This is a genomic window from Chromatium okenii, from assembly GCF_016583745.1.
Classification (GTDB): Bacteria; Pseudomonadota; Gammaproteobacteria; order Chromatiales; family Chromatiaceae; genus Chromatium; species Chromatium okenii.
Genome location: NZ_NRRQ01000006.1, coordinates 111,432 through 118,133, shown reverse-complemented (window position 1 = coordinate 118,133; position 6,702 = coordinate 111,432). Strand labels below are relative to the sequence as shown.

The 6,702-nt window shown below is 46.3% G+C and carries 1 protein-coding gene and 1 pseudogene; both read right to left on the bottom strand.

Annotated features, from left to right (window positions below; translation table 11 throughout):
- Positions 1–256 precede the first annotated feature (256 nt).
- Complete coding sequence (locus tag CKO12_RS03820) at positions 257–5,314, bottom strand: beta strand repeat-containing protein (RefSeq protein WP_242466191.1); 5,058 nt, start codon at positions 5,312–5,314, stop codon at positions 257–259.
- Between the two features lie 66 nt (positions 5,315–5,380).
- Positions 5,381–6,448: pseudogene (locus tag CKO12_RS15345) on the bottom strand (choice-of-anchor D domain-containing protein); the annotation flags it as partial.
- Positions 6,449–6,702 lie beyond the last annotated feature (254 nt).

Here is a 6,702-nt window from a genome sequence, read left to right as displayed (position 1 = left end):
ATGAGTACTTAAAGTCAGTCATCTCTGATTCTTGGGCTGTATTCAGCAAATCATCAAGCTATGCCAAGGGCTGGATAGAACAGTTCGTGCCTTGGGTGCTGTATGGTTAGTTTTGCGGACAACTATAATATCTTTATCCCTGCATCAAATAAGTGCGTTGCAACGCTAAATCCAATACAACAAGGATTGAAAGTAGTTTTATAAAAAAGCCTCCCTTTGTAGAAAGGGAGGCTGACAATCATAAAAACAGCAGTGATTATTTTACTGTATAGAGTTTACCCAACTGATTATCCTTTTCACTGGTTTCTGTTGTGACACAGCGGCTATCAATAAATGCCCGCGCCGTATAAGTTCCCGCGTTGGGCGCCCGTAATCGCGCTGTTAACGTGCGGCTCGCCCCAACAGCTAAAGTACCAACGCGAGTACGTGCATTACCTAATGCCCCGCAAGTACCGAGCTTGGTTTGACTTTTCCAAATTGTCAAATCACCCGCATCCAATGCTTTTTTCGCAAAGTTCTTTACCGTAACGCTAATGTCAAAAAAATCATTTGCGCTTGGTGACGCGGGCGTAATGACCATATTGGTAATGACTAAATCAACTGCTGTTGTAGTAAAGGTTGCCGTGATATTTTTCACTGCATTCATACTAACAGTACAGGTGTTAGTACCACTGCAATCGCCACTCCAACCAGTAAATACAGAACCGACATCAGAAATTGCTTTCAGCGTGACTGATTTTCCATTCATATAGCTTTCATTGCAATCCATGCCACAACTAATTTTACCATCAGTAGTAGTGACAACACCCGATCCCGTGCCTTTTTTAATGACATTAAGCACATAACCTGCTGTTAACTTGAAATTCGCCGTCACGGTTTTATTCGCAGTAACATTCGTCAAGCTGCAACTCGTGCCGCTGCAATCGCCGCTAAATCCACTGAAGTTATAACCAGTCTTTGGTGTCGCAGTGCAATTACTTGAACCGCCATAAGCCACTGGATTAACGCTGCAACTCACGTTGCCACCAATTGAAGGATTGGCAGTGGCGTTAATTGGATAAGTGATTGCGGTGAAATTCGCCGTCACGGTTTTATTGCCGGTGACGTTATTCAAGCTGCAACTCGTGCCGCTGCAATCACCACCAAAGCCGGTAAATGTATAACCCGCATTTGCTGTTACTACGCAATTACTCGAACCGCCATAAGCCACCGGATTAACGCTGCAATTCACGCTGCCACCAAGTGACGGATTGGCAGTGGCGTTAATTGGATAAGTGATTGCGGTGAAATTCGCCGTCACGGTTTTATTCACAGTAACATTCGTCAAGCTGCAACTCGTGCCGCTGCAATCGCCGCTAAATCCACTGAAGTTATAACCAGTCTTTGGCGTTGCGGTACAATTACTGGAGCCGCCGTAAGTCACTGGATTAACGCTGCAACTCACATTGCCACCAAGTGACGGATTCGCAGTGGCGGTAATTGGATAAGTGATCGCAGTGAAATTCGCCGTCACGGTTTTATTGCTGGTGACATTCGTCAAGCTGCAACTCGTGCCGCCGCAATCGCCGCTAAATCCACTGAAGTTATAACCAGTCTTTGGTGTCGCAGTGCAATTACTCGAACCGCCATAACTCACTGGATTAACGCTACAACTCACATTGCCGCCAATTGAAGGATTTGCAGTGGCGTTAATTGGATAAGTGATCGCAGTGAAATTCGCCGTCACGGTTTTATTGCTGGTGACATTCGTCAAGCTGCAACTCGTGCCGCTGCAATCACCACTAAAATTGGTGAAGTTATAACCAATCTTTGGTGTCGCAGTGCAATTACTCGAACCGCCGTAAGTCACTGGATTAACGCTGCAACTCACATTGCCGCCAATTGATGGATTGGCAGTGGCGTTAATTGGATAAGTGATTGCGGTGAAATTCGCCGTCACAGTTTTAGTCGCAGTGATATTCGTCAAGCTACAACTCGTGCCGCTGCAATCACCAGCAAATCCAGTAAATGTATAACCCGCATTTGCTGTTGCGGTGCAATTACTGGAACTGCCATAAGCCACCGGATTAACGCTGCAACTCACATTGCCGCCAATTGACGGATTCGCAGTGGCGTTAATTGGATAAGTGATTGCGGTGAAATTCGCCGTCACGGTTTTATTCGCAGTGACATTCGTCAAGCTGCAACTCGTACCGCTGCAATCACCACCAAATCCAGTAAACGTATAACCCGTATTTGCCGTTGCTGCGCAATTACTCGAACCGCCATAAACAACCGGATTAACGCTGCAACTCACGCTACCGCCAATTGACGGATTTGCAGCGGCGTTAATTGGATAAGTGATTGCGGTGAAATTCGCCGTCACGGTTTTAGTCGCAGTGACATTCGTCAAGCTGCAACTCGTGCCGCTGCAATCGCCACCAAAGCCGGTAAACGTATAACCCGTATTTGCCGTTGCTGCGCAATTACTCGAACCGCCATAAGCCACCGGATTAACGCTACAACTCACGCTACCGCCAATTGAAGGATTTGCAGTGGCGTTAATTGGATAAGTGATCGCAGTGAAATTCGCCGTCACGGTTTTAGTCGCAGTGACATTCGTCAAGCTGCAACTCGTTCCGTAGCAATCACCACCAAATCCAGTAAACGTATAACCCGTATTTGCTGTTGCTGCGCAATTACTGGAACTGCCATAAGTCACTGGATTAACGCTGCAACTCACATTGCCGCCAAGTGACGGATTTGCAGTGGCGTTAATTGGATAAGTGATTGCGGTGAAATTCGCCGTCACAGTTTTAGTCGCAGTGACATTCGTTAAGCTGCAACTCGTGCCGCTGCAATCACCACCAAAGCCGGTAAATGTATAACCCGTATTTGCTGTTGCTGCGCAATTACTGGAACTGCCATAAGTCACTGGATTAACGCTGCAACTCACATTGCCGCCAAGTGACGGATTTGCAGTGGCGTTAATTGGATAAGTGATTGCGGTGAAATTCGCCGTCACGGTTTTAGTCGCAGTGACATTCGTCAAGCTACAACTCGTGCCGCTGCAATCGCCACCAAATCCAGTAAACGTATAACCAGCATTTGCCGTTGCGGTGCAATTACTGGAACCGCCATAAGTCACCGGATTAACGCTGCAAATCACGTTGCCGCCAATTGATGGATTGGCGGTGGCGGTAATTGGATAAGTGATCGCAGTGAAATTCGCCGTCACGGTTTTATTGCTGGTGACATTCGTCAAGCTGCAACTCGTGCCGCTGCAATCACCACTAAAATTGGTGAAGTTATAACCAGTCTTTGGTGTCGCAGTGCAATTACTGGAGCCGCCGTAAGTCACTGGATTAACGCTACAAATCACATTACCGCCAATTGAAGGATTTGCAGTGGCGTTAATTGGATAAGTGATTGCGGTGAAGTTCGCCGTCACAGTTTTATTCGCAGTGACGTTATTCAAGCTGCAACTCGTGCCGCTGCAATCGCCACTAAAACCGGTGAAGCTATAACCGTTATTTGGCGTTGCAGTGCAATTCGTTGATCCGCCTTGTATTACCGGATTGACGCTGCAAGTGACGCTGCCGCCAATTGAAGGATTGGCAGTGGCGTTAATTGGATAAGTGATCGCAGTGAAATTCGCCGTCACAGTTTTAGTCGCAGTGACATTCGTCAAGCTACAACTCGTTCCGTAGCAATCACCACCAAAGCCAGTAAACGTATAACCGGCGTTTGGCGTGGCGCTGCAATTACTCGAACCGCCATAACTCACTGGATTAACGCTGCAATTCACGCTGCCACCAATTGAAGGATTTGCAGTGGCGGTAATTGGATAAGTGATTGCGGTGAAATTCGCCGTCACGGTTTTAGTCGCAGTGACATTCGTCAAGCTGCAACTCGTTCCGTAGCAATCACCACCAAAGCCAGTAAACGTGTAACCGGCATTTGCTGTTGCTGCGCAATTACTGGAGCCGCCATAAGCCACCGGATTAACGCTGCAACTCACGTTACCACCAGTTGACGGATTCGCAGTGGCGTTAATTGGATAAGTGATTGCGGTGAAATTCGCCGTCACAGTTTTAGTCGCAGTGACATTCGTCAAGCTACAACTCGTTCCGTAGCAATCACCAGCAAATCCAGTAAACGTGTATCCGGAGTTTGGCGTTGCGGTGCAATTACTGGAACCGCCATAAGTCACTGGATTAACGCTGCAATTCACGCTGCCGCCAATTGAAGGATTCGCAGTGGCGTTAATTGGATAAGTGATCGCAGTGAAATTCGCCGTCACAGTTTTATTGCTGGTGACGTTATTCAAGCTGCAACTCGTTCCGTAGCAATCACCAGCAAAGCCGGTAAACGTATAACCCGCATTTGCTGTTGCGGTGCAATTACTGGAGCCGCCATAAGCAACCGGATTAACGCTGCAACTCACGCTGCCGCCAATTGAAGGATTCGCAGTGGCGTTAATTGGATAAGTGATTGCAGTGAAATTCGCCGTCACGGTTTTAGTCGCAGTGACATTCGTCAAGCTGCAACTCGTGCCGCTGCAATCACCACCAAAGCCGGTAAACGTATAACCGGAGTTTGGCGTTGCGGCGCAATTACTGGAGCCGCCATAAGCAACCGGATTAACGCTGCAACTCACGTTGCCGCCAATTGAAGGATTTGCAGTGGCGTTAATTGGATAAGTGATTGCGGTGAAATTCGCCGTCACGGTTTTATTGCCGGTGACATTCGTCAAGCTGCAATTCGTGCCGTTGCAATCGCCACTAAATCCAGTAAACGTGTAACCGGAGTTTGGCGTGGCGGTGCAATTACTGGAGCCGCCGTAAGTCACCGGATTAACGCTACAACTCACGTTGCCGCCAAGTGACGGATTCGCAGTGGCGTTGATTGGATAAGTGATTGCGGTGAAATTCGCCGTCACGGTTTTATTCACAGTGATATTCGTCAAGCTGCAACTCGTTCCGTAACAATCACCACCAAATCCAGTAAACGTGTAACCGGTATTTGGCGTTGCAGTGCAATTCGTTGAGCCGCCTTGTATTACCGGATTGACGCTGCAAGTGACGCTGCCGCCCGCGCTGGGATTGGCAATTAACCCGATGGCATAAGTCGGCGCAGGATTAAATGTTGCTAATACCGCTTTTGCGCTGTTCATTAGAATTGAACACGCGCCCGATCCGGTGCAGCCATTGCTCCAATTACTAAAAATATAGCCAGCATCGGGCGTGGTATTGAGATTAACGATGATGCCACCATTGAAATTGGCGGAACAAGTCGAGCCGCAATTGATTTTGTAGTCGTCGCTGTAAATCAATCCGTTGCCGCTTTTATTGATTGAGAGCGAATGAGTTGAAGCAATATTTGCTGTTCCAGATAAATATGCAAAAAAAGTATCCGTAGATTCGTTAATATAAACAGCAACGTATCCGGCAGGCGATCCTGCAATTTGAGGTGTGAATGTTACTGTCATAGTGCATGATGTACTAGGTACTAATGAACCAGTACATGTCCCTGTATTGAGAGTGTAAGGACTTGAATAACTTACTTGCGGATAACCACTTTTGAAGGTAATAGTGCCAGTTCCCGTATTAGTCACAGTTATTGTGCGCGTTGCACTACTGCCAATTGCTACCGAACCAAAGTCATAGTCTCCATTGCTATAAAACATTGAATCAAAGGTTAATTGGTAGGTGTATATTGCTGCTGTTGTTCCAGATAAATATGCAAAAAAAGTATCCGTAGATTCGTTAATATAAACAGCAACGTATCCGGCAGGCGATCCTGCAATTTGAGGTGTGAATGTTACTGTCATAGTGCATGATGCACTAGGTACTAATGAACCAGTACATGTCCCTGTATTGAGAGTGTAAGGACTTGAATAACTTACTTGCGGATAACCACTTTTGAAGGTAATGGTGCCAGTTCCTGTATTAGTCACAGTTATTGTGCGCGTTGCACTACTGCCAATTGCTACCGAACCAAAGTCATAGTCTCCATTGCTATAAAACATTGAATCAAAGGTTAATTGGTGGGTGTATACTGCTGCTGTTGTTCCAGATAAATATGCAAAAAAATTATCCGTAGATTCGTTAATATAAACAGCAACGTATCCGGCAGGCGATCCTGCAATTTGAGGTGTGAATGTTACCGTCATAGTGCATGATGCACTAGGTACTAATGAACCAGTGCATGTCCCTGTATTGAGAGTGTAAGGACTTGAATAACTTACTTGCGGATAACCACTTTTGAAGGTAATAGTGCCAGTTCCTGTATTAGTCACAGTTATTGTGCGCGTTGCACTACTGCCAATTGCTACCGAACCAAAGTCATAGTCTCCATTGCTATAAAACATTGAATCAAAAATTAATTGGTAAGTTGTCGTTGTGCCTGATTTTGCTGTGCGCTTAGATTGTGAATTAGAATTTTCTCGCCATTGATTACTCAACATCTCAACAATATTAAGGGCGTTGATCAAGCGATCATTTTCAATTGGATTAGCTTTTGAATTTTCCGTTGTTAATAATTGCTGGATGTAGAGCTGAAGTTGTGCAGGTGCATCATCTTTTATTTGATCAGCATCAGCTTGTTTTTGCAGTCGATTTACCTCAGCGATTATGAAATCAGTCTCGTATGAATATGACGGTGTGATGCCGGTATCGTTGAGACCGTCGGCGGGAGCGGGAATAGTCAGCGCGAGCAGGG